This is a genomic window from Pseudomonas frederiksbergensis (genome assembly GCF_003732665.1).
Lineage (GTDB): Bacteria > Pseudomonadota > Gammaproteobacteria > Pseudomonadales > Pseudomonadaceae > Aquipseudomonas > Aquipseudomonas frederiksbergensis_G.
The window spans coordinates 336,349-357,971 of sequence record NZ_MOBP01000003.1 but is presented as its reverse complement, the minus strand read 5'-3'; the positions used below and the strand labels follow the sequence as shown (position 1 = coordinate 357,971).

Below are 21,623 nucleotides of genomic sequence, written 5' to 3'. Positions count from 1 at the left end.
TTGCCGGACCATTAGGGTGACACGCTGCGTACAGCCTCTAGAGTCGTACCCGTTAAGCCAAGGCTGGTACGAGCAAAGCTGAATTGCGTCGTGTCGCGGAGATGTTGCTGACCCAATTGCCATAGGCGTCAATCGGCACGGAAACGCTGGCTGAGCGGTCCTTGAAAATGCTCCAGCAGAAAATCCACGAACACCCGTGTTTTAGCCGGCAACGCTTTTCGGGACGAGAAGTACACCGAGACGACACCGAGATCCACATACCAATCGGGTAACAATCGAACCAGATCACCGCGTTGCAACCAGGGCCACGCGCGCTCCATTGGTACTAGCCCGACACCCAGCCCCATCAATGCACAGCTACACAATGCTTCTGGATCGTTCATGATGGCCGTCGGTTTTAGGTTGAGGTCAAACCGCCCTTCTCCTGCATCCCGAAGTGTCCAGTTGAGCAAACGCCCTGAGCTGGTCGAACGCATTACGATGCCATCCACCCCCTGCAAATCGCCAGGAACAATGGGCATTGTCCGCCCCTCCAGCCACTGCGGCGCTGCAACAGCGACAAGATGAAGTTTGGCCAACTCCCGCGCTACGATGCCCGAAGATAATTCAATACCGCCACCGATGGCCACATCGAAACCTTCACCAATCAAATCGACGCGACGGATTTCCAAGTGCCAGTCCGGAACTACTTCCGGGTAACGCTGTTTGAAGCTTTTGAGTAGTGGCAGGACATAATCGTAAGCGAAAGATGGAGACAAATTGACCCGCAATCGCCCTGCCGGGACTTCCCGGGCATCGCCTAATTGCGCGATAGCCCCCTGGATGGTTTCGAGGCCGCCCGAGACTTGCTGATAGAACAACTCTCCTGCCTCAGTGAGGGTCAAGCTTCTTGTGCTGCGCTGGAAGAGTCTGGTGCCTAAATTGGCTTCGAGCCGTGCCACATTCTTACTGACGGCAGCAGCGGAAATCCCCATACGCCTGGCGGCTTCGGAAAAGCTGCTGGCCTCTGCGGCTCGAACGAACGATTCCAGATTGCCAAGGGTTTCCATGGTCATCTCCAACTTTTGGTTGAAGGTGATTCTACCTATTGGAGACTAATTTATCCCTGATGCTTTGGTCATGATTGTGCCTACCGGATCATCACGATTGGAAAGCAAAGACTCATGGCAAAAATTCTAGTTACTGGCGCGACAGGCAGATTGGGCAATGCGGTCTTGCGCTCACTGGTACAAAAAATCCCGGCATCAAATGTTGTGGCAATGGCACGTGATACTGAAAAGGCTGAGCCTCTGGCTGCATTAGGTATTGAAGTGCGCTACGGGGATTACACCGATTACGATTCGTTGGTGGCGGCATTCGAAGGAGTAGAAAAAATCTACCTGGTATCAGCCGTAGCGTTCAGTGATCGTGTTGCCCACCATAAAAACGTGATCGTTGCTGCCGGCCGGGCGGGCGTTCGCCATGTGGTTTACACCAGTATTCAGCGGATCAACGATGAGCTGTCACCGATTGAAGGGGTGACGGAAAGCGATATAGCGACCGAGCGACTGCTTGAAAAGTCGGGCCTTACGTACACGATTATTCAACATCCGTTATACGCCGACGACTTGCCCTTCTTCATCGGTGCCAATGCGGCAAAAGAAGGTTTCAGCGTCCCGGCAGGTCAAGGTCGCATCGGGCCAGCCACCTACGCCGAGCTGGCTGAAGCAGGGGCCACACTGCTCACCCAGACTGGGTATGAGAACCGCACCTACTGGCTGAACGCAGGGCAGACGTGGTCATTCAAGGACATCGCCGACGAGTTCTCTCGATTAACGGGCATGCCGATTAAGTACCAGCCAATTTCCGCAGAAGCATTCATTGCCGCTCGGGAAAGTGAAGGCTGGCCAACCGCGGTCGCGAAATTCATCAGCGGTTGGGGCGCCGCTATCGATAAAGGCGCTTTCGACCAGAGCAGTCGTACGCTTGAAAAACTGTTGGGCCGTAAGCCGAAAAACTTGGAGGATATTCTTCGGGAAGCATTCAATCTTTAAATATCGTAGTCCCTACAGGCTTTCGACGAGAAAGTCCCTGCATCCAGGCGCCCTGACGCTTCGCGGCGCCCTGGACACCATCGACAAGAATGAAGAATTCATAAAGATGACGCAGGGGTGATGATGACACCGGACTGATGAGTCCTACAGCTCGTCGCCAAGCTTATCCACGCGGCTCTACATAACTCCACCCGGTGATCGCACCAAATTGCCTGACACCTGGCAGCAGGTTGATCGTTTCTCGCCAGACGCCCTTGATCGCATTGGACCTGGCAAGCTGAGTCTCTGTAGACTCGCCCACAAAAATGGGGCAACGATGAACGACTTTTTGCAGTACATCATCCAGGTGTTCCAAGGCAACGCTAAGGAAGTGATCTTCGCAGTCATGATGACGGGTGGCGTTTGGTTATTTGAGTGGTGGAGGCCCGCAGTAGCCGACTCCGGTTTAGGCGGTAGGTGGCACAACATCAAAGTTTTCATTTTATTGCTAATCGGCTTAGCTTTTGCGGCCCCGGTATTAAATCGATGCGCGCAACTCTTGCCGAGCATTCCACTGATTGAGCGCATGGTGCCGGATTGGCAATCAAAAGGCATAGTCGGCGGCATCCTTGCCACTCTCATCTATGCATTCATTTGGGACTTTTTCCAATACTGGACCCATCGACTTGAGCACAAAAATGCTGCCCTGTGGGCATTCCATAGGGTGCATCACAGCGATGCGCACATGAATGCCTCAACCGCTCTACGCCAGAGCGTAGGGGGTGCATTAATCGGCCATTTTCTTGGGCACATACCTACCGTAATAATTTGCGGGGGAAACATGGTTCCCTATCTAGGCTCATTGCTATTGTTCAGTGGCTGGGGCTACTTCAATCATGCGAATGTCCGTTTCTCATTGGGGCCCCTCACCCGGGTAATCTCAGGCCCACAATGGCACAGACTGCATCACGGAAAAGACGCTCAATATCACAACTCAAACTATGCAGCGTTCTTTCCGGTTTTAGACCTTATGTTTGGCACGCTACGACTACCAAAAAAGAAAGAATGGGTGGAAACGGGCGTTCGAGATGATGTCTCCCCTCAAAATCCGCTCAAGCAAGTCTTTTTGTCATGGCGAAATGAAAGTGCTACCGCAAGCACACTTCTCGCACATACGCCTGAAGCGCCTTCAGGGCTGCTTGATCGGCAATGATCCCGGCTCGAATGTCGAGAACAGTCCGTCCAGAAGCTGGAGAGAGCTCGACGGAGGCTGCAGGCTTGGCGCTCGGCCAGTCTGTTGACTCCGCCGTTATTGCGCTGGGTGATGCCAACGAAGTCGCCAGCATCAGCCAATGCATTCAGGTTGCGCGAATTCCAGAACCACGCAAACTCGGGCGTACGTAGCGGTACGGTGACGGCCAGAAATATCGCGGGCGTGGCCCGTTTTTCGAGCTGCCGGATCACCTGCTGAGGATGGCCCTCTACAAGGTGAACAGCGGTTGCCGGGAACAGGAAGTGTGCAAGTTGCGGTGGGATTGGGAGATGCGCGTGCCCGAACTGAACACCAGCGTGTTTCTAATACCTGCCGGATTCGGCGGGCGGAGTGAAAAAGCAGGGGTGAAGAACGGCGATGAGCGCCTGGTGATCCTGAACAAGGTGACCATGAATATCATCGACAAGCAACGCGGCCCACACAGAACTGGTCTTCCCCTACGGATAACCAGATCAGTTTGGGGCCACGGCCATGCACCGGATGAACGATTCGGCTTGGAGAAAGGCCAGGAAGCGCGCGGCGAACAAAGTGTCAGCTACCGATTCGCGAGGACCGGCCCTGACCATACTGAGGAGGAAAACGGGATGCCCCCCCGCATAAGTCCCTACGCGTAAAAAAGCCGAACTGGTTAGAGTTCGGCTAAGTTACTGAATTATATGGTCGGGACGGAGTGATTCGAACACTCGACCCCTAGCACCCCATGCTAGTGCGCTACCGGACTGCGCTACGCCCCGACTAGGCGTGAAACTCGTTCCTCATCTCGAGGAACGCTCAAGAATATATCGCAAGCTTTTGAAAACTGGAAGTATTCAAACGCAGGAAATTATTTCTTGAGTACAACCAACACGTCTTCCAATTCAGCAATCATCTGCCGAATCATTTGTTTGTATTGAGTGGTGTCATCTTTGGCTTCATCGCCGGACAAACGCAGGCGCGCGCCGCCGATGGTGAACCCTTGATCATAAAGGAGCGCGCGGATCTGCCGGATCATCAGCACGTCTTGGCGCTGATAATACCGGCGGTTTCCGCGGCGTTTGACGGGGTTGAGTTGAGGAAACTCCTGCTCCCAATAGCGCAGCACGTGTGGTTTTACCGCACACAGCTCGCTGACTTCACCAATGGTGAAGTAGCGTTTGCCTGGGATGACGGGTAGCTCGTCGTTATGACTTGGTTCCAGCATAAGCCTCAACTCGGGCCTTCAACTTCTGCCCTGGACGAAAGGTGACCACACGGCGAGCCGTGATCGGGATTTCTTCACCCGTTTTCGGATTGCGGCCAGGCCGCTGGCGTTTGTCCCGAAGGTCGAAATTGCCGAAACCGGACAATTTGACCTGTTCGTTGTCTTCAAGAGCGTGCCTGATTTCTTCAAAAAACAGCTCGACCAATTCCTTGGCCTCCCGTTTATTCAGGCCCAGCTCTTCATACAGACGTTCCGCCATCTCAGCTTTCGTCAGAGCCCCCATACGTCACTTCCTTAACGTGGCGTTCAACCTTTGTTCGAGCGAGGTGAGGATATTTTGCGTCGTGTTATTCACCTCATCGTCATTAAGAGTGCGCGATGGATGCTGCCAGGTCAAGCCAACTGCGAGGCTTTTTCTATCAGGATCAATGCCTTTACCCTGATACACGTCAAATAGCCTGAGGTCCGTCAGCCATTCCCCTGCATTTTCACGGATTACGTCCAGTACGGCGCTGGCGGCGACGTCTTTTTCGGCGATCAGCGCAAGGTCACGACGCACTTCAGGAAAGCGCGACAACTCCTGGAATTTAGGCATTTTCCCCAACGCCACTTCGGCCAGAACCAGCTCGAAAACGAAAACCGGACGATCGAGACCGAGCGTTTTCGACAATTCAGGATGAATCGCACCCACGTAACCCACCAGACGACCTTCACGCTCGATGCGCGCGGTCTGGCCCGGATGCAGCGCCGGGTGTTTGCCCGGTACGAACGTGAACGAATCCAGCGCGCCGGCGAAGCCCAATACCGCTTCCACGTCAGCCTTGACGTCGAAGAAGTCCACGACATCGCGACCTTGCGCCCAGCCTTCCGGCAACCGGCTACCGCACACAACACCGGCCAGCATCGGCTCTTGCTTCAGACCATCCAGCTGACCGACGAAACGCAGTCCGCTTTCGAACAGGCGGACGCGATCCTGCTGACGATTCAGGTTGTGCTGAAGCGCCTTGACCAAGCCTGGCCATAGGGACGAACGCATGGCAGCCATGTCATTGGAAATCGGGTTGGCCAACAGCAGCGGTTCTACCCCGGGATTAAACAACTCGAACTGTTTCGGATCGATGAAGCTGTAAGTGATCGCTTCCTGATAACCACGGGCCACCAGCAGACGGCGCAGCTCAGGCAGATCGCTACGGGCTTCGGCCTTGGCTTGCGGTGCCAGGCGCGCTTGCGGGTAGCGAACCGGCAGACGGTTGTAACCGTACAGACGGGCCAATTCTTCGATCAGGTCAACTTCCAGGCTGATATCGAAGCGATGGCTTGGCACTTCTACGCGCCACTGCCCTGCCCCATCGGCGGAAACGGTCAGGCCCAAGCCGTTGAGCAGACGCTCGACTTCGACCGGATCCATTTCCATGCCCAACATTTGGGAGATGCGCTGCGCACGCAGGGTCACCGGGGCGATTTTCGGCAGGTGCTGCTCGCTCACTGTTTCGGTGATCGGGCCGGCTTCGCCGCCAGTGATTTCCAGCAGCAGGCCAGTGGCACGCTCCATGGCTTCACGGGCCAGTTGCCAGTCAACGCCACGCTCGTAGCGGTGCGAAGCGTCGGTGTGCAGGCCGTAGGAACGGGCCTTGCCTGCGACAGCAATCTGGTCGAAGAACGCGCTTTCGAGGAACACGTCGCGAGTGGTCGCGGTGTTGACGCCACTGTGCTCGCCACCCATCACGCCGGCAATGGCCAGGGCGCGGGTATGGTCAGCAATCACCAACGTATCGCTACGCAGGCTGACTTCCTGACCGTCGAGCAGTACCAGTTTCTCGCCTTCTTCGGCCATGCGTACGCGGATGCCGCCGTTGATTTCGGCAAGGTCGAACGCGTGCAGCGGTTGACCCAGTTCCAGCATCACGTAGTTGGTGATGTCCACGGCAGCGTCGATGCTGCGCACGTCGCCACGACGCAATCGCTCGACCATCCACAGCGGTGTCGGCTTGGACAGGTCGACGTTACGGATCACTCGGCCCAGGTAACGCGGGCAAGCCGCCGGCGCCAGGACTTCGATCGAACGCACTTCATCGTGCACGGCTGGCACGGCAGCCACAACCGGACGGGTGACTTCGGCGTTGTACAACGCGCCGACTTCACGGGCCAGACCGGCCAGGGACAAGCAGTCGCCGCGATTCGGGGTCAGGTCGACCTCAATGCTGGCGTCGTCCAGGCCGAGGTATTCACGGATGTCCTGACCGACCGGTGCATCGACCGGCAATTCCATCAGGCCATCGTTGCCTTCGCCGACTTGCAGCTCGGCCTGGGAGCACAGCATGCCGTTGGACTCAACGCCACGCAGCTTGGCTTTCTTGATCTTGAAGTCGCCCGGCAGTTCAGCACCAATCATGGCGAACGGAATCTTCAGGCCCGGGCGCACGTTAGGCGCTCCGCAAACGACCTGGAAAGTCTCCGAGCCATTGCTGACCTGGCAAATCCGCAACTTGTCGGCGTCCGGGTGCTGCTCGGTGCTCAACACCTCGCCCACCACCACACCGGTGAATTCGCCGGCGGCCGGCGTAACGCTATCGACCTCAAGACCGGCCATCGACAGACGAGCAACCAGCTCGTCACGACTTACCTGCGGGCTAACCCAGCCACGCAGCCATTGTTCACTGAATTTCATCCTGCTCTCCTAAGAATTCATTACGACTAGCGAAATTGCGCGAGGAACCGCAAGTCGTTGTCGAAGAACAGACGCAAGTCGTTCACGCCGTAACGCAGCATGGCCAGACGCTCAACGCCCATGCCGAAGGCAAAGCCCGAGAACTCTTCCGGGTCGATCCCGGACATGCGCAGCACGTTCGGGTGAACCATGCCGCAGCCCATGACTTCCAGCCAGCCTGTCTGTTTGCAGACGCGACAGCCTTTACCGCTGCACATCACGCATTCCATGTCGACTTCAGCGGATGGCTCGGTGAACGGGAAGTACGAAGGACGGAAACGCACGGCCAGTTCTTTCTCGAAGAACACCCGCAGGAATTCCTCGATGGTGCCTTTCAGATCGGCGAAGTTGATATCGCGGTCGACCAGCAGGCCTTCGACCTGGTGGAACATCGGCGAGTGGGTGATATCGGAGTCGCTGCGATACACACGGCCTGGGCAGACGATGCGGATCGGCGGTTGTTTCGATTCCATGGTGCGGACCTGTACCGGCGAGGTATGGGTGCGCAGCAACATGTTGGCATTGAAATAGAAGGTGTCATGCATCGACCGGGCCGGGTGATGGCCTGGGATGTTGAGCGCTTCAAAGTTGTGGTAGTCGTCTTCGACCTCAGGGCCTTCGGCGATGCCGTAGCCAATGTGGGTAAAGAACTGTTCGATGCGTTCCAGAGTCCGGGTAACCGGATGCAAACCACCGGAGGTCTGGCCGCGGCCAGGCAGGGTCACGTCAATCGACTCGGCGGACAGTTTGGCGGCTAGATCAGCCTCGTCAAACAGTGCCTTGCGCGCATTGAGAACCTCTGTGACACGCTCCTTGGCAACGTTGATCAGGGCGCCGACTTGCGGACGCTCTTCTGCCGGCAAATTCCCCAGGGTCTTCATCACCTGAGTCAATTCGCCCTTCTTGCCAAGGTAGTGAACCCGGATTTGCTCCAGGGCATTGATATCTTCAGCGCTTTGCACAGCCTCTAGAGCTTGAGCGACCAGCGCGTCCAGGTTTTCCATGTACAGACTCCAGATACAAAATAGGGGAAGAGCTTGAAGGCTCTTCCCCTATTTATGACGTTTAACACCTGGCCCCACAGAGGTGAGGCCGGGTGACTGTCGGGGGTACTTAAGCCAAGGTGGCTTTAGCTTTCTCGACAATCGCAGCAAACGCCGCTTTTTCGTTCACTGCCAGATCAGCCAGAACCTTACGGTCGATCTCGATGGACGCTTTTTTCAGGCCGGCGATGAAACGGCTGTAGGACAGACCGTTGATACGTGCACCAGCGTTGATACGAGCGATCCACAGAGCGCGGAACTGACGTTTTTTCTGACGACGGTCACGGTAGGCGTATTGGCCTGCCTTGATTACCGCTTGCTTGGCAACACGGAATACGCGCGAGCGAGCGCCGTAGTAGCCTTTAGCAAGTTTCAGAATTTTTTTGTGACGTTTACGGGCAATGACGCCACGCTTTACACGAGCCATGAGTTACTTCCTCTATTCTTGACTAAATTAACGAAGGCGCAGCATGCGCTCGACTTTTGCCACGTCACACGGTGCCAGCAAGCTGCTACCGCGCAGTTGACGCTTACGCTTGGTCGACATTTTAGTCAGGATGTGGCTCTTGAAAGCGTGCTTGTGCTTGATACCGTTAGCAGTTTTCAGAAACCGCTTAGCAGCACCACTTTTAGTTTTCATTTTTGGCATGTTCGGATACTCCGCATTCAGTTGATAAACATAATCAGAAGGCCTGCCGTGCCCTATTGATTACTTCTTCTTTTTCGGGGCGATGACCATGATCAGCTGGCGTCCTTCCATCTTAGGATGCTGTTCGACCGAACCGTACTCGAGCAAGTCACCTTCAACTCGCTTGAGGAGTTCCATCCCCAGCTCCTGGTGGGCCATCTCACGGCCGCGGAATCGCAAGGATACCTTGGCCCTGTCCCCATCACTCAGGAAACGTACCAGGTTGCGCAGTTTTACCTGGTAATCCCCTTCCTCCGTCCCTGGACGAAACTTGATTTCTTTAACCTGGATCTGCTTCTGGTTTTTCTTGGCTGCGGCAATCTGCTTCTTCTTTTCGAAGATCGATTTGCCGTAGTCCATCAGTTTGCAAACAGGGGGTACTGCATCGGCGGAAATTTCCACCAAATCCAGTTTGGCCTCTTCAGCCTTAAGAAGCGCGTCTTCAATTGACACAATCCCAAGCTGCTCACCCTCAGCCCCAATTAACCGAACCTCGCGTGCCGAGATATTCTCGTTGATCGGGGCTTTCGGTGCAGCTCGTTTATCTTGTCTCATTTCACGCTTAATAGTAATTACTCCGAATCTGGGCGACCACGCCGGGAAACCGCTTGAGCGAGGAACTCAGCGAATTGGGCGACGGGCATCGAGCCCAGGTCAGCACCTTCACGAGTACGCACAGCGACAGTCTGCATCTCGACTTCCCGATCTCCGATAACCAAGAGATAAGGAACCTTGAGCAAAGTATGCTCGCGGATTTTAAAGCCGATCTTTTCATTTCTCAAGTCAGACTTGGCACGAAATCCGCTTTCGTTGAGAGTTTTTTCAACCTCAGCGGCGAAATCAGCCTGTTTATCAGTGATGTTCATGATCACTGCCTGGGTCGGAGCCAGCCACGCAGGGAACGCGCCCTCGTAGTGCTCGATCAGGATTCCGACAAAACGTTCGAAGGAGCCCAGGATCGCCCGGTGCAACATAACCGGGTGCTTGCGACTGTTGTCTTCGGAGACGTATTCGGCTCCCAGACGGACAGGCAGGTTAAAATCGAGCTGCAGAGTACCACACTGCCAGACGCGGCCGAGGCAATCTTTCAGTGAGAATTCGATCTTCGGACCGTAGAACGCCCCTTCGCCCGGCTGCAAATCGTACGGCAGGCCAGCGCTGTCAAGGGCTGCAGCCAAGGCAGCTTCTGCGCGATCCCACAATTCGTCGGAGCCGACGCGTTTTTCCGGACGAGTGGACAGCTTCATCTCGACTTCTTTAAAGCCGAAGTCGGCATAAACGTCCATGGTCAGCTTGATAAACGCAGCGGATTCGGCCTGCATCTGCTCTTCGGTGCAGAAGATGTGGGCGTCGTCCTGAGTGAATGCACGCACACGCATGATGCCGTGCAGGGCACCGGATGGCTCGTTACGGTGGCAGGCACCGAATTCGGCCAGGCGCATCGGCAACTCGCGGTAGCTCTTCAGGCCTTGATTGAACACCTGCACGTGGCACGGGCAGTTCATCGGCTTGATGGCGTAGTCGCGGTTTTCCGACTGCGTGGTAAACATATTGTCGGCGTAGTTGGCCCAGTGCCCGGATTTCTCCCACAGGCTGCGGTCAACGACTTGCGGAGTCTTGATCTCCAGGTAGCCGTTGTCGCGCTGCACCTTGCGCATGTACTGCTCGAGCACCTGGTACAGGGTCCAGCCGTTCGGGTGCCAAAACACCATGCCCGGCGACTCTTCCTGGGTGTGGAACAGGCCCAGGCGCTTGCCGATCTTGCGGTGATCGCGCTTTTCCGCTTCTTCGATGCGCTGGATGTAAGCCGCCAACTGCTTCTTGTCAGCCCAGGCGGTGCCGTAGACGCGCTGCAATTGCTCGTTCTTGGCATCGCCACGCCAGTAGGCGCCGGACAACTTGGTCAGTTTGAAGGATTTCAGGAAGCGAGTGTTCGGCACGTGCGGGCCGCGGCACATGTCGACGTATTCTTCGTGATAATACAGGCCCATGGCCTGCTCGTTCGGCATGTCCTCGACCAGGCGCAACTTGTAGTCTTCGCCACGGGCCTTGAACACTTCGATCACTTCGGCGCGCGGAGTGACTTTCTTGATCACGTCGTAATCTTTCTCGATCAGCTGCTGCATGCGCTGTTCGATCGCGGCCAGGTCGTCCGGAGTGAAAGGACGCTCGAAGGCGATGTCGTAATAGAAGCCTTCGTCGATGACCGGGCCGATGACCATCTTGGCCGTCGGGTACAGCTGCTTGACCGCATGGCCAACCAGGTGGGCGCAAGAGTGGCGAATGATCTCCAGCCCCTCTTCATCCTTTGGCGTAATGATTTGCAGCGTGGAATCGCTGTCGATGATGTCGCTGGCGTCAACCAGCTTGCCATTGACCTTGCCGGCCACGGTGGCTTTGGCCAGGCCAGCACCAATGGATGCGGCGACCTCGGCTACGGAAACCGGGTGATCGAATGAACGTTGACTGCCGTCGGGAAGAGTAATAGTTGGCATGGCGCCTCCTCTCCTAGTGGTGACCCCTACCAAAGGTCACGTGGGTTGGGATGAGCCAGTACAAGATCCGATCCAGGCCATTCAATGACGAACGCCTGCCTTACAGCGGCAGGAGCCTTGCGGCCAACCGGAAAACCGAACCAGAGTGACTGGGATTCAAATCAGGGTTATTCGTGCCTCTGCCGCTACCGGGACTGAAAGTCGTCCGATGCCCGCAAAAGCCCGAGCGAGGCATGCTAGCACAGATGAACGGTCGTCGCGGTAGCGAGGTTTTCTGCTGCGGCAAATCGGCCGTTTTTATGCCAGAGTGCTGAACTTGAACCCCGCTTCCCCCCTCTGATATCAAGACATTGACCCACAAGGAGCATCTGAGCATGCGTCTGAATACCTTATTCGCGGTAGTCGCACCCTTCGTCCTGTTGCTGCCGCTGAGCGCCCATGCCGATTGGCCAAAGGGTGAGCGCGAGAAATACATGGCGCAGTGCACCCAGGCTGCGACACCTCAGATTGGTGCCGCCGCGGCAAAAGCTCACTGCGCGTGTGGCGCCGACGCGATCAAGTCGTACCCGGCCAAAGACCTTCAGGCCCTGATGGACAACAAAGCCGATGAAGCGCTGCAACGCAAAGCACTGACCCAAATCTCCACCTGCAAAGCCGATCCCAAGACGAAAAAATAAGCCCAAAAAGACGCTTTGAAGGCCCCAGCGGCCCGTGAAAAGCCTCCGAAATGCCCTTTTTCGTACAATTTATGCAGGTTTTACAGCTTTTTTTATCGTCTTTACTTTCGGCTGAAAGCCTTTTAAATCGGGGCTTTCAGCCTGATCGGACGGCAAAGAAAGCCCGGTTGAAGGGCAAACAGTCCCTGTGGGGGGCTCCCAAACCGTACATTTCGACTATGATAGTCCCGTGTGCCCAGTTGGCCTGAGCAGCACAGTACTACTGAAAATATATGTTTCTTGGAGATACACCATGTCTAATCGCCAAACCGGCACCGTTAAATGGTTCAACGATGAAAAAGGCTTCGGCTTCATCACTCCTCAAGGTGGCGGTGACGACCTGTTCGTACACTTCAAAGCTATCGAAAGCGACGGTTTCAAAAGCCTGAAAGAAGGCCAGACCGTTTCCTTCGTGGCTGAGAAAGGCCAAAAGGGTATGCAAGCTGCACAAGTTCGCCCAGAGTAAGTTTCTGGCGCACTAAAAAAACCCCGTCCATGTGACGGGGTTTTTTATGGGCGAAACAAAAGCGGTACAGCGATCAGCCGCAGTTGACGCGCGTGATCACCAGGTTGTCATCGGTGTTCAGGTTCAGGCGATCGGAACGGTATTCCATGGTCACCATATCGTCGGGCTTGAGGATCCGGGCATTCTGCGCGCCTGCGCGAGTACGTGCCTGTTCCAGCAGTTCTGGCGAGGCCTTTTTACCGATGGTGAATTGCGCCGCCTCTGAATCACAACGGCTATGGCCGGTGTCGGTCACCACAGGGTCCTTTGTTGCCGACTCGGTGGAGGGAGTGCTGCAACCGGCCAGCATGGCAACGGCCAGCAAAGTACCCAATGACGCGAGCTTCCAAGGCATGAAGCCTCCTTTATTCAATAGTTAAGCTGAGTTCGTGCGACCGCTATTCCGGCGTTTGGTTTCACAGGTAGCGCTAGCGCCCTGCCCTCGATCCGGACAATCCGCGAGTTTGCCTGAGCATGGCCGTATCGTTCATCCCTGAATAGTGACTGGATATGAACAGCACTCAATAGATATCGATGTAGTCGAACGGCGGGGTCGGCCAGTTCTCTTTCAGCGCATTGAAGATCTGCATGACCCAGACCTCATCACTGGCCGCGACATTTCCCACATACCCCGAGCCCTTTGCCCACGTCTCCAGACGAAACAACAGCCCACCGATGTCGGTGCCGCCCACCACGCCCGACGAAATGTAGGCGATGCCGGCCTTGGTCACGCGCAACTGGGTGTGTTCGTCATCGCTGGCAGAAGCCAGTAACTGGCGCACGGCCTCAAGGGTCAAACCGTCAGGGGTGTTCAAATCGATCTGCACAGCGCGGTCCTTGAAAATCCATCAAAGACCAAGTGTCGCATAGCCCTCCCCTCATGCCTAAGTCGGAGTGCCAAATGCCGCGCAAAATGGTTAACTCGGCGTTCAGACTTTTCCGACTTCACGAGCGCCATCATGACCACCGTAACTATCGACGCCGACATCAAAGCCAAGTGGGCACAGGCCCACAGCTCTTACAGCCCCGGAAACCCGGAGGAGCTGGCAATCATAGGGATCGATCTGTTGGTCAAGGAACTGGGAACGCAAGCCGCGCAATCATTCATCGCCCAGGTATTCGAGAAATACCCGGCTGACTATCTCGGCGTGGTTGACTCAGGCAGGGAATAAAAACCCGCAGGCTGGCACCTGCGGGTGTAGCGCTTACTTCAGGCGAGCCAGACGCTGGGTCAGCAGGTCGAAGAAGCCCTGGGCGTCGCCGTTCTCGACCCAGAATGCATTCTTCGGAGCTTTCAGGCCGTCATACCAGTCGACGACGGTCTGGCCAAACGTGATGCCTTCGCGGCTGTCGATCGCCACGTTGACCGAACGACCGGTGAACAGCTCCGGTTTAAGCAGGTAGGCGATAACAGTGGCGTCATGCACCGGGCCACCCGGGATGCCGTAGTGCTCCATGTCGCCCTTGACGTACTCATTGAGAATATCGCCCACGATCTTGCCGGCATGATTGTTGAGCGCGGCAATCTGCTTCAGGCGTGCGTCGCTGGTGAGGATCTTGTGGGTCACGTCCAGCGGCAGGTAGGTCAGCTTCACGCCGCTCTTGAGCACCACTTCAGCAGCCTGTGGGTCAGCGAACAGGTTGAACTCGGCCACCGGGGTGATGTTGCCGCCATTAAAGTGCGCACCGCCCATGATCACCACTTCCTTGATGCCCTGGACGATTTCAGGTTCCTGAATCAGCGCCAGGGCCAGGTTGGTCTGTGGACCGAGCATGGCGATGGTGATGCTGTGGGGCTTGGCTTTTTTCAAGGTATCGATCAAGTAATTGACCGCATTGCCTTCGGCAAGGCCTTTCTTCGGCTCGTGCACGGTGACACCCGACAGGCCTTCCTTGCCATGGATGTTCTCGGCGTAGATCGGCGTGCGCATCAGCGGCTTCGGCGCACCCGCGTAGACCGGCACCTCTTCGCGCCCTGCCCACTCGCGGGCCAGGCGCGCATTACGCGAGGTCTTGTCCAGGCGCACGTTGCCGGCGACGGTGGTCAGTGCGCGAATGTTCAGTTCTTCCGGCGAGGCCAGGGCAAACAGCAAGGCAACCACGTCGTCGGCACCCGGGTCGGTGTCGATGATCAAGTCGATCTTTTCCGCCGCCTGGGCGCTTGTTGCGGTTATCAGGGACAAAAGCAGCAGACTCCGGAGCAGATGATGCAGTTTCTGAGCATAGCGGTGCATAGCGCACTCCTTGTGCGTGGGACAGCAGAAAGGGATACAGCGAGTTAGAACGTCACCCCGGACACCAGCACGATGTTGCAGTACGGCGAACATTCACCTGTACGCACAATCGCCCGCGCCTGGCGGCTGAGGATTTTGAATTGGTCATGGCTGAGCAGCTCGCGCTTGCCCAGCGCACCTTCGGTATTCAGTTGATTCAGGGACGCCAGGGCCGCCGGTTGCTTGTCGAGGATTTCCTGGGCCAGCACATGACTTTCGACCTGCATTTCGCTGAGCACCACTTTCAAAGTGCTGACGAAATCCGGAATCCCGTGGGTCAGGGCCAGGTCGATCAGTTCTACACCCGGCGGCACCGGCAGACCGGCATCGCCAATCACCACCATGTCGCCATGGCCCAGGGACGCGATCAGCCGCGACAGCGCGACGTTGAGCAAAGGTGTCTTTTTCATGGTGTTTTAAAGGCCTGTACTTCGGACAAGTTGGGAATCGAAGGTTGCGCACCGGCTCGGGTGACTGACAGCGCCGCGGCAACCTGGCCGAAACGAATGGCCTCGGCCTCGGTTTTGCCGGACGCCAACGCTGCGGCGAAACCGCCGACAAAAGTGTCACCGGCCGCCGTCGTATCAACGGCCTTAACAGTCGGTGCCGGGAAATGTTCGAAGCCTGTGCCGTTGGCAAACAGCGAGCCTTGGGCACCGAGGGTGATGATCACCTTGCCAGCGCCCATGCCGATCAATCGGGTGGCGGCCGTTTCGGCAGTTTCCAGGGAATCCACCGACAACCCGCTCAGGGCCGACGCTTCGCTCTCGTTGGGGATCAGGTAGTCGATGGCCGCATACCAATCCGCGGGCAACGGACGACTGGCCGGCGCCGGATTGAGAATCACAGTCTTGCCCAGCGCACGGCCGCGCTTGAGCGCATGACCGACCGTGGCGTCCGGCACTTCCAACTGGCAGATGATCACGTCCGCCGCTTGCAGCACCGCGTCGAAACGGTCGATCACCTCGGCGGTCAACGCCCCGTTGGCGCCCGCCACGATCACGATCGCGTTCTGGCTGTTGTCATCGACCACAATCAGGGCCACGCCGCTGGCGCCGTCGACGATGCTGACGGCCTGGCAATCGATCTGCTCGGCCAATAACGCGCCGCGCAACTCTTGACCATAGGCATCGGTGCCGACGCAGCCGACCATCGACACCTCGGCGCCCAGTCGCGCAGCAGCCACGGCCTGGTTCGCTCCCTTGCCACCAGAAACGGTGGTGAACGACTGACCGATCAGCGTTTCACCGCCGCGTGGCAGCCGGGGTGCCCGGGTCACCAGGTCCATGTTCAGGCTGCCTATTACCACTACTTTTGCTGGCATACGTCACTACTCATTAATTCGGTTTTCAGCGCTATTTCAACGAAACTCGGCAAACACACCGGCCAACGGCGCCGTCGACTCGCGCAAGACAATACTGGGGGTCACGATCCGTTGATCGGTGGCCAGGGCCGGCGTGGCAATCCTGCGCAACAGCACTTCGGCGGCCATTTCCCCCAGTTGCAGGATCGACTGGCCCACGGTGGTGAGCGCCGGGTAAACATAACGACTCATTTGAATGTCATCGAAGCCGATCACCGACAATTCGCTGGGTACACGAATATTGCGCTCGGCCGCCGCTCGCAGCACACCGATACCGATCATGTCGTTACCGGCAAAAATCGCGCTGGGCGGGTTCTTTTCCAGCAGGATCGCCGCCGCGTTGTAACCGCCGGTGCTGGTGAAGTCGCTTTCCAGCATGCGCTCACGAGGTACTTCGACGCCCGCCTCTTTCAACGCCCGGCAGTAACCGGCCAGACGCATCTGCGCCACGCTGGTATCGGCCGGCCCGCCAATGGTGGCGATGTCCCGATGGCCCAGTTCCAGCAGATGCCGGGTCGCCAGGTAAGCGCCATATTCGTGGTCGATGCGCACCAGATCGGCATTCACGCCGTCCAGCCCACGGTCGACAATCACCATCGGCGTGCGCACGGCCGCCAGGCCTTCGGCGAGCCCGGCATCGCCACCGGCCGAGGCCACGATCAAGCCGTCGATGCGTTTTTCCAGCAGCACCCGCAGATAACTGCGCTGCTTGTCCGGATTGTCGTCGGAGTTGCAGAGGATCACGCAGTAGCCGTTACGCTCGCAATAATCCTCGATGCCCCGGGCCAGTTCGGCGAAGTACGGGTTGAGGCTGTTGGGCACCAGCAAACCGATGGTCGCCGTGGTTTTCGCTTTCAACGACCGGGCGACGGCGCTGGGTACATAGTCGAGGCTTTTGATTGCCGCCTCGACTTTCACCCGCACTTCCTCGCTGACCGGCCGCGTCTTGTTCACCACATGGGACACCGTGGTGTAGGAAATCCCGGCAAGCGCCGCCACATCCTTGATCGTTGCCATGAATCAGGTCCGCCGGCTTGCGCGCTGACTGCGATAAGTATCCAGTACCACCGCCACCACGATAACCGCGCCGGTGATGATGCGTTTGGTCGGCTCGGTCGCCCCGATTTGCGCCAGGCCAGCGGCCAATACCGAGATGATCAAAACACCAAAGAACGTACTGATGACCGAACCACGGCCGCCCATCAGGCTGGTGCCGCCGATCACCACGGCAGCGATCACTTGCAGCTCCAGGCCAGAACCGGCATTCGGGTCAGCGGCTTCCAGACGGGAAATCTGGAACAACGCGGCGATACCCGCCAGCAAGCCCATCAGGCTGAACACCAGGATCTTGTAGGGTTTTGGATTGATCCCGGCCAGACGCACCGCTTCTTCGTTGGTGCCGATGCCGATCAGGTAGCGGCCGAACACAGTGCGGGTCAGCACGGCCTGGGCGACGATGATGATCAAGAAGGCAATGATGAACGACGGCGAAATGCCGAAGGCAATCGGGTTGGACAGCCACGCAAAGGCGTCACCGATGTAAGCCGTGCGCGAGCCGGTCATCTGGTACGCCAGGCCACGGGCCATTTCCAGCACGCCGAGGGACACGATGAACGACGGGATCCGCCACGCAACGGTGATCGAGCCGGTGATGGTCCCGGCCAATGCCGCCACCGCCATGCCGAGCAAAGCCGCCGGCAACACGCTCCAGCCCCATCCCAGAATCGCCACGCTGACCGCCGAAGCCGCGAGCGCCAATACCGAACCCACCGACAGGTCGATGCCGCCGATGATCAGCACGAAGGTCATGCCCACCGCCAATACCATCAAATCCGGGATCTGGTTGGCCAGGGTACTGAAGGTGTCGTACGACAGAAAATGGCTGCTCAGCACCGAGAACAGCGCGACCATCGCCAGCAAGGCACCGGCCAGGCCCAGGTAGGTGCCGAGGCCGTAAAAATTGCCACTACGTTTACCGGCAGACGTTGCAGTTTTCATGGAAGATCCCTAGGCGCTGCTTCGTTGAGCAACGCATCACGTTTTTGGTAGCCGGCAAAAGCGGCGGCAAGCAAATCATCCTGGGTCCAGCTGTCGCGCTCGAACGTGTCGATCAGACGCCCCGCCGACAACACGCCGATCCGGTCGCAGATCAGCATCAGTTCCCGCAGGTCACTGGACACCACCACCAGCGCTTTGCCCTGGCGCGTCAATTCGCCGAGCAAGGCATAGATGTCGAACTTGGCGCCGACGTCGATGCCACGGGTCGGCTCATCGAACAACATCACCGAACAATCACGCTCCAGCCAACGGCCGATCACGACCTTCTGTTGGTTGCCGCCGGACAGCTCGGACACCAATTGCGTCGGGCTGGAACTGCGGATGCGCATGGCGCTGATCTGACGCTGGGCCAGCGCCATCTCGTCACCGTTATTGACGACGCCCGCACTGGAAATCACCGGCATGTTGCCCAAGGCAATGTTGGCACTGATCGATTGAGTCAGCAGCAGACCTTCGCCCTTGCGATCCTCGGTGATCAGCGCAATGCCATGGGCGACCGCGTCAGCCGGGGAACGAATGTTGACGACTTGAGCTGGCGAACCCAGGGCGACGGTGCCGCTGTCGGCCGTATCGGCGCCGAAGATCAGGCGCAGCAACTCGGTGCGCCCTGCCCCGATCAGCCCGGAAATGCCGTAGATCTCACCGGCACGCACTTCAAAAGAGACATCACGAACCTTGTCGGAGCGGGTCAACCCCGTGACCGTCAAGGCTGGCGCGCCGATCTTGCGCACGCCCATGTCCATGTGTTCGCCAAGCTCGCGGCCCACCATCAGGGTGACCAGTTGCTCGCTGTTGTAGTTGGCCATCGGCTCGACGCAGACCAGGTTGCCGTCGCGCAGCACGGCAATGCGCTGGGCGACTCGCGCCAGTTCTTCGAGGCGGTGGGAAATGTAGATGATCGACACGCCACGGGCTTGCAGGCGCGTGATCTGCTCGAACAGCATCTCGACTTCACGGGCCGTGAGCATCGCGGTCGGTTCGTCGAGGATCAGCACATGGCAATCGCCGATCAGGTTGCGGGCGATCTCGACCATTTGCTGGTGACCGATGCCCAACTCGCCGACCAGGGTGTCCGGGTCAATCGCGTCGAGGCCGACCTGGGCCATGGCTTCGATCGCGGCTTTACGCAGTTGCTTGCGACTGATCCAGCCACCGTTGCTTGGCAAGTTGTCGAGAAACAGGTTCTCCGCCACCGACAGGGTCGGCAACAGATTGAGTTCTTGCATGACCATGCGGATGCCCAGGTCTTCAGCCTGGGTGCGGCTGCCGGGGCGGTATTCCTGACCCTGGAATTGCATCTGGCCGGTGGTCGGCGTGACCAGCCCGCCGATGATCTTCGACAGGGTGCTTTTGCCGGCGCCGTTCTCACCGGTCAGCGCCAGTACTTCTCCGCGCATCAGCGTCAGGTCGATGCCGGTCAGAACCGGTTGGGCATAGGTCTTACCGATACCGCTGACCGAGAGGACAGCGTTCGGGGCGGAAACTGACATAAAAACTCTCCATGCGCTCGCCCGGACGGGCGAGCACCGTTGTGTCGCCAGAAGGACTACTTGGTGACCAGCTCAACCGGAGTTTCAATCACACCGTTGGTGCCGCTGTCGACTTTCTCGCCCTTGATGATTTTCAGCGCAGTCTCGATACCGAACACGGCTTGCTTGGCGGCAAACTGGTCAGCGGTAGCCAGGACACGACCATCCTTGAGCATCGGCTTGATGGCGTTGATGTTGTCGTAGCCGACCACTTGCACCTTGCCTGCCTTGCCCGCAGCACGAACAGCGGACACAGCGCCGACGGCCATGCTGTCGTTACCGGCCAGCAGGGCTTTGACTTCCGGGTATTCGCTGAGAATAGAGGCGGCAACCTTGTTGCCTTTGTCGATTTCCCAATCACCGGACTGCAAGGACACAACCTTGATATTCGCGGCTTCCATCGCGTCTTTGAAACCAGCGGTACGCTGTTGGGCGTTGGTGGTGGTGGACACGCCTTCGATGATGCCGACTTCGTCACCGGCCTTCAGTTGCTTGGCCAGGTATTCGCCCACCAGACGCGCGCCTTTGCGGTTGTCCGGGCCTACGAAGGGAACGGTGATGTTCTTGCTCTTGACCACGGCCGGGTCGAGCTGGTTGTCGATGTTGATCACGGTGATACCGGCATCGACGGCTTTCTTGATCACCGGCACCATGGCCTTGGAGTCAGCCGGCGCAATGACCAGCGCATTGACCTTGGCCAGGATCATTTGCTCGACGATGCGGGTCTGGCCGGCGGTGTCCGTTTCGTCCTTGATGCCGTTGGAGATCAGGTCGAAATCGGCGGAATGGTCTTTCTGGTAGGCCTTGGCGCCGTCTTCCATGGTCAGGAAGAATTCGTTGGCCAGGGATTTCATGACCAGGGCGACTTTAGGTTTTTCAGTATCGGCGAAAGCCGAAGAGAGGGGCAAAGCGGCGGATGCGGCAGCCAGCATAGCGACAGCGAGAAGACGTCCAGCGAATGGCAGCTTCATGGGTTCACTCCGATCTTATGATTATTGTGAGCAACGCTTGCGCTGGCGCAGGCTTCGTGGCGTTCGTCGATGGATCAGGCCATCGTGAATGCCGCGCAAACGTTTGCGTAGACCGAACTATGCGAACCCTGCCGGGATTTGTCAACGAGCAGAATCGACCATTTTGTGCCCGAGCTGGCAAAAGCCTCAGGCTGTGGTGTTGACCACCGATCCGGTTTTGGCACCCTTGGCCAGTTCCTGGACAAGGGAGGCTGCCACTTCCAGCAAGGCGCCGTTAGTCTCGGCGATCTGTCCTTGAATCGCCATCAGCGCGGCAGCCTTGACTTCCGGTGTCGGATAAGACGCCGCTTGAGCTGCGGCTAATTGCTGTTGTTGCTCGCGCAGTTGCTGTTGCAGCTCCTGCATACGCTTGAGCAGCATTTTCACTGCCACGCTCTGGTTGCTGGGTGCGGCTTGGGTTTCGGTGCTTTTATCCAACCCCACCGGGCCGGTCTTGACCACCTTGCCGTCGTCTTCTTTAGTGCCGAGCGCTTTGTCTGCCTCGGCCTGCGTGGCATCGTTAAGCGCACGGATCGTCGCAGCGGATTTGCCGCCAATGGTGACGCCCGCCGCGTTGGGAAGACCGACTGATAACGACATGTGAACTCCTGAAAAATAGATCCCTTTAGAGAACCATCGACCGGCGCCCGACTTTCTTTAGCATCGATTCGAAATCCGGCAAGGCGATTTATCAACATCAACCGTAGGCTCTTTCGGAGAACCGAACACAAATACTCAACGTATTCGGAAACCCGGACAACAGATTGTTTA

The 21,623-nt window shown here is 57.6% G+C and carries 24 protein-coding genes, 1 tRNA gene and 1 pseudogene; 6 read left to right on the top strand and 20 right to left on the bottom strand.

The annotated features are described in order from the left end of the window. Window positions 1-128: 128 nt before the first annotated feature. On the bottom strand, window positions 129-1,049 hold the full coding sequence (locus BK665_RS05860) for a LysR family transcriptional regulator (protein WP_123403714.1): 921 nt from the start codon (window positions 1,047-1,049) through the stop codon (window positions 129-131). A gap of 114 nt (window positions 1,050-1,163) precedes the next feature. Between BK665_RS05860 and BK665_RS05855 the strand changes: the two genes are divergently transcribed. From BK665_RS05855 to BK665_RS05835, 3 genes and pseudogenes are all read left to right on the top strand, one after another. Then, window positions 1,164-2,033, top strand: coding sequence for an SDR family oxidoreductase (locus BK665_RS05855; protein ID WP_123403712.1), 870 nt, complete (start codon window positions 1,164-1,166; stop codon window positions 2,031-2,033). A gap of 316 nt (window positions 2,034-2,349) precedes the next feature. Continuing rightward, the gene (locus tag BK665_RS05845; protein WP_123403708.1) at window positions 2,350-3,225 is read left to right on the top strand and encodes a sterol desaturase family protein; all 876 of its coding nucleotides are present in this window, start codon (window positions 2,350-2,352) and stop codon (window positions 3,223-3,225) included. 230 nt (window positions 3,226-3,455) lie between these two features. Next, window positions 3,456-3,885, top strand: a pseudogene (locus BK665_RS05835) (site-specific integrase); the annotation flags it as partial. 57 nt (window positions 3,886-3,942) lie between these two features. On the opposite strand, the gene BK665_RS05830 reads toward BK665_RS05835, so the two are convergent. From BK665_RS05830 to thrS, 9 genes are all read right to left on the bottom strand, one after another. After that, a tRNA-Pro gene (locus BK665_RS05830) sits at window positions 3,943-4,019 on the bottom strand. Window positions 4,020-4,108: 89 nt separating this feature from the next. Then, window positions 4,109-4,465, bottom strand: coding sequence for a MerR family transcriptional regulator (locus BK665_RS05825; RefSeq protein WP_003179985.1), 357 nt, complete (start codon window positions 4,463-4,465; stop codon window positions 4,109-4,111). After that, window positions 4,446-4,748, bottom strand: a complete 303-nt coding sequence (gene ihfA, locus BK665_RS05820; protein WP_002553164.1) for an integration host factor subunit alpha — start codon at window positions 4,746-4,748, stop codon at window positions 4,446-4,448. The genes BK665_RS05825 and ihfA overlap by 20 nt, the downstream gene beginning before the upstream one ends. A gap of 3 nt (window positions 4,749-4,751) precedes the next feature. Further along, a complete protein-coding gene (pheT, locus tag BK665_RS05815) occupies window positions 4,752-7,133 on the bottom strand; it encodes a phenylalanine--tRNA ligase subunit beta (RefSeq protein ID WP_123403707.1) in 2,382 nt (793 codons plus the stop codon). 26 nt (window positions 7,134-7,159) lie between these two features. Beyond that, a complete protein-coding gene (pheS, locus tag BK665_RS05810) occupies window positions 7,160-8,176 on the bottom strand; it encodes a phenylalanine--tRNA ligase subunit alpha (protein WP_123403705.1) in 1,017 nt (338 codons plus the stop codon). A gap of 109 nt (window positions 8,177-8,285) precedes the next feature. Then, the gene (rplT, locus tag BK665_RS05805; RefSeq protein WP_007905879.1) at window positions 8,286-8,642 is read right to left on the bottom strand and encodes a 50S ribosomal protein L20; all 357 of its coding nucleotides are present in this window, start codon (window positions 8,640-8,642) and stop codon (window positions 8,286-8,288) included. A 27-nt stretch (window positions 8,643-8,669) separates the two neighbouring features. Further along, window positions 8,670-8,864, bottom strand: coding sequence for a 50S ribosomal protein L35 (gene rpmI, locus BK665_RS05800; protein WP_008145659.1), 195 nt, complete (start codon window positions 8,862-8,864; stop codon window positions 8,670-8,672). A gap of 60 nt (window positions 8,865-8,924) precedes the next feature. Next, window positions 8,925-9,476, bottom strand: coding sequence for a translation initiation factor IF-3 (gene infC, locus BK665_RS05795; RefSeq protein ID WP_169857083.1), 552 nt, complete (start codon window positions 9,474-9,476; stop codon window positions 8,925-8,927). Further along, window positions 9,476-11,398, bottom strand: a complete 1,923-nt coding sequence (gene thrS, locus BK665_RS05790; RefSeq protein WP_123403703.1) for a threonine--tRNA ligase — start codon at window positions 11,396-11,398, stop codon at window positions 9,476-9,478. The genes infC and thrS overlap by 1 nt, the downstream gene beginning before the upstream one ends. A gap of 374 nt (window positions 11,399-11,772) precedes the next feature. Between thrS and BK665_RS05785 the strand changes: the two genes are divergently transcribed. Both BK665_RS05785 and BK665_RS05780 read left to right on the top strand, forming a co-directional pair. Next, window positions 11,773-12,075 (top strand): hypothetical protein, encoded by a 303-nt coding sequence (locus BK665_RS05785; RefSeq protein WP_123403701.1) that lies wholly within the window; start codon window positions 11,773-11,775, stop codon window positions 12,073-12,075. Between the two features lie 292 nt (window positions 12,076-12,367). Beyond that, window positions 12,368-12,580, top strand: coding sequence for a cold-shock protein (locus BK665_RS05780; protein ID WP_003179963.1), 213 nt, complete (start codon window positions 12,368-12,370; stop codon window positions 12,578-12,580). 73 nt (window positions 12,581-12,653) lie between these two features. Here BK665_RS05780 and BK665_RS05775 read toward each other — a convergent pair whose 3' ends face one another. Further along, the gene (locus BK665_RS05775; protein ID WP_123403699.1) at window positions 12,654-12,974 is read right to left on the bottom strand and encodes an I78 family peptidase inhibitor; all 321 of its coding nucleotides are present in this window, start codon (window positions 12,972-12,974) and stop codon (window positions 12,654-12,656) included. A 166-nt stretch (window positions 12,975-13,140) separates the two neighbouring features. Further along, entirely contained in the window at window positions 13,141-13,446 is a 306-nt protein-coding gene (locus BK665_RS05770) for a hypothetical protein (protein WP_123403697.1), read from the bottom strand. 132 nt (window positions 13,447-13,578) lie between these two features. Between BK665_RS05770 and BK665_RS05765 the strand changes: the two genes are divergently transcribed. Then, complete coding sequence (locus BK665_RS05765) at window positions 13,579-13,791, top strand: hypothetical protein (protein ID WP_123403695.1); 213 nt, start codon at window positions 13,579-13,581, stop codon at window positions 13,789-13,791. A gap of 33 nt (window positions 13,792-13,824) precedes the next feature. Here the strand turns inward: BK665_RS05765 and BK665_RS05760 are convergent, their stop codons facing one another. The 8 genes from BK665_RS05760 to BK665_RS05725 all read right to left on the bottom strand — a co-directional run bounded on the left by BK665_RS05760 (window position 13,825) and on the right by BK665_RS05725 (window position 21,452). Next, on the bottom strand, window positions 13,825-14,853 hold the full coding sequence (locus BK665_RS05760; protein ID WP_123403694.1) for a nucleoside hydrolase: 1,029 nt from the start codon (window positions 14,851-14,853) through the stop codon (window positions 13,825-13,827). A 44-nt stretch (window positions 14,854-14,897) separates the two neighbouring features. Continuing rightward, window positions 14,898-15,302, bottom strand: a complete 405-nt coding sequence (rbsD, locus tag BK665_RS05755) for a D-ribose pyranase (protein ID WP_123403692.1) — start codon at window positions 15,300-15,302, stop codon at window positions 14,898-14,900. Further along, window positions 15,299-16,216 (bottom strand): ribokinase, encoded by a 918-nt coding sequence (rbsK, locus tag BK665_RS05750; protein ID WP_123403689.1) that lies wholly within the window; start codon window positions 16,214-16,216, stop codon window positions 15,299-15,301. The genes rbsD and rbsK overlap by 4 nt, the downstream gene beginning before the upstream one ends. A gap of 36 nt (window positions 16,217-16,252) precedes the next feature. Further along, complete coding sequence (locus BK665_RS05745; RefSeq protein ID WP_123403687.1) at window positions 16,253-17,272, bottom strand: LacI family DNA-binding transcriptional regulator; 1,020 nt, start codon at window positions 17,270-17,272, stop codon at window positions 16,253-16,255. 3 nt (window positions 17,273-17,275) lie between these two features. Continuing rightward, window positions 17,276-18,253, bottom strand: a complete 978-nt coding sequence (locus tag BK665_RS05740) for an ABC transporter permease (protein ID WP_123403685.1) — start codon at window positions 18,251-18,253, stop codon at window positions 17,276-17,278. Next, the gene (locus tag BK665_RS05735; protein ID WP_123403683.1) at window positions 18,250-19,803 is read right to left on the bottom strand and encodes a sugar ABC transporter ATP-binding protein; all 1,554 of its coding nucleotides are present in this window, start codon (window positions 19,801-19,803) and stop codon (window positions 18,250-18,252) included. Before BK665_RS05735 ends, BK665_RS05740 begins: the two co-directional genes overlap by 4 nt. A gap of 56 nt (window positions 19,804-19,859) precedes the next feature. Then, window positions 19,860-20,813, bottom strand: a complete 954-nt coding sequence (locus BK665_RS05730; RefSeq protein WP_123403681.1) for a sugar ABC transporter substrate-binding protein — start codon at window positions 20,811-20,813, stop codon at window positions 19,860-19,862. Between the two features lie 186 nt (window positions 20,814-20,999). Next, complete coding sequence (locus tag BK665_RS05725) at window positions 21,000-21,452, bottom strand: hypothetical protein (protein WP_123403679.1); 453 nt, start codon at window positions 21,450-21,452, stop codon at window positions 21,000-21,002. Window positions 21,453-21,623 lie beyond the last annotated feature (171 nt).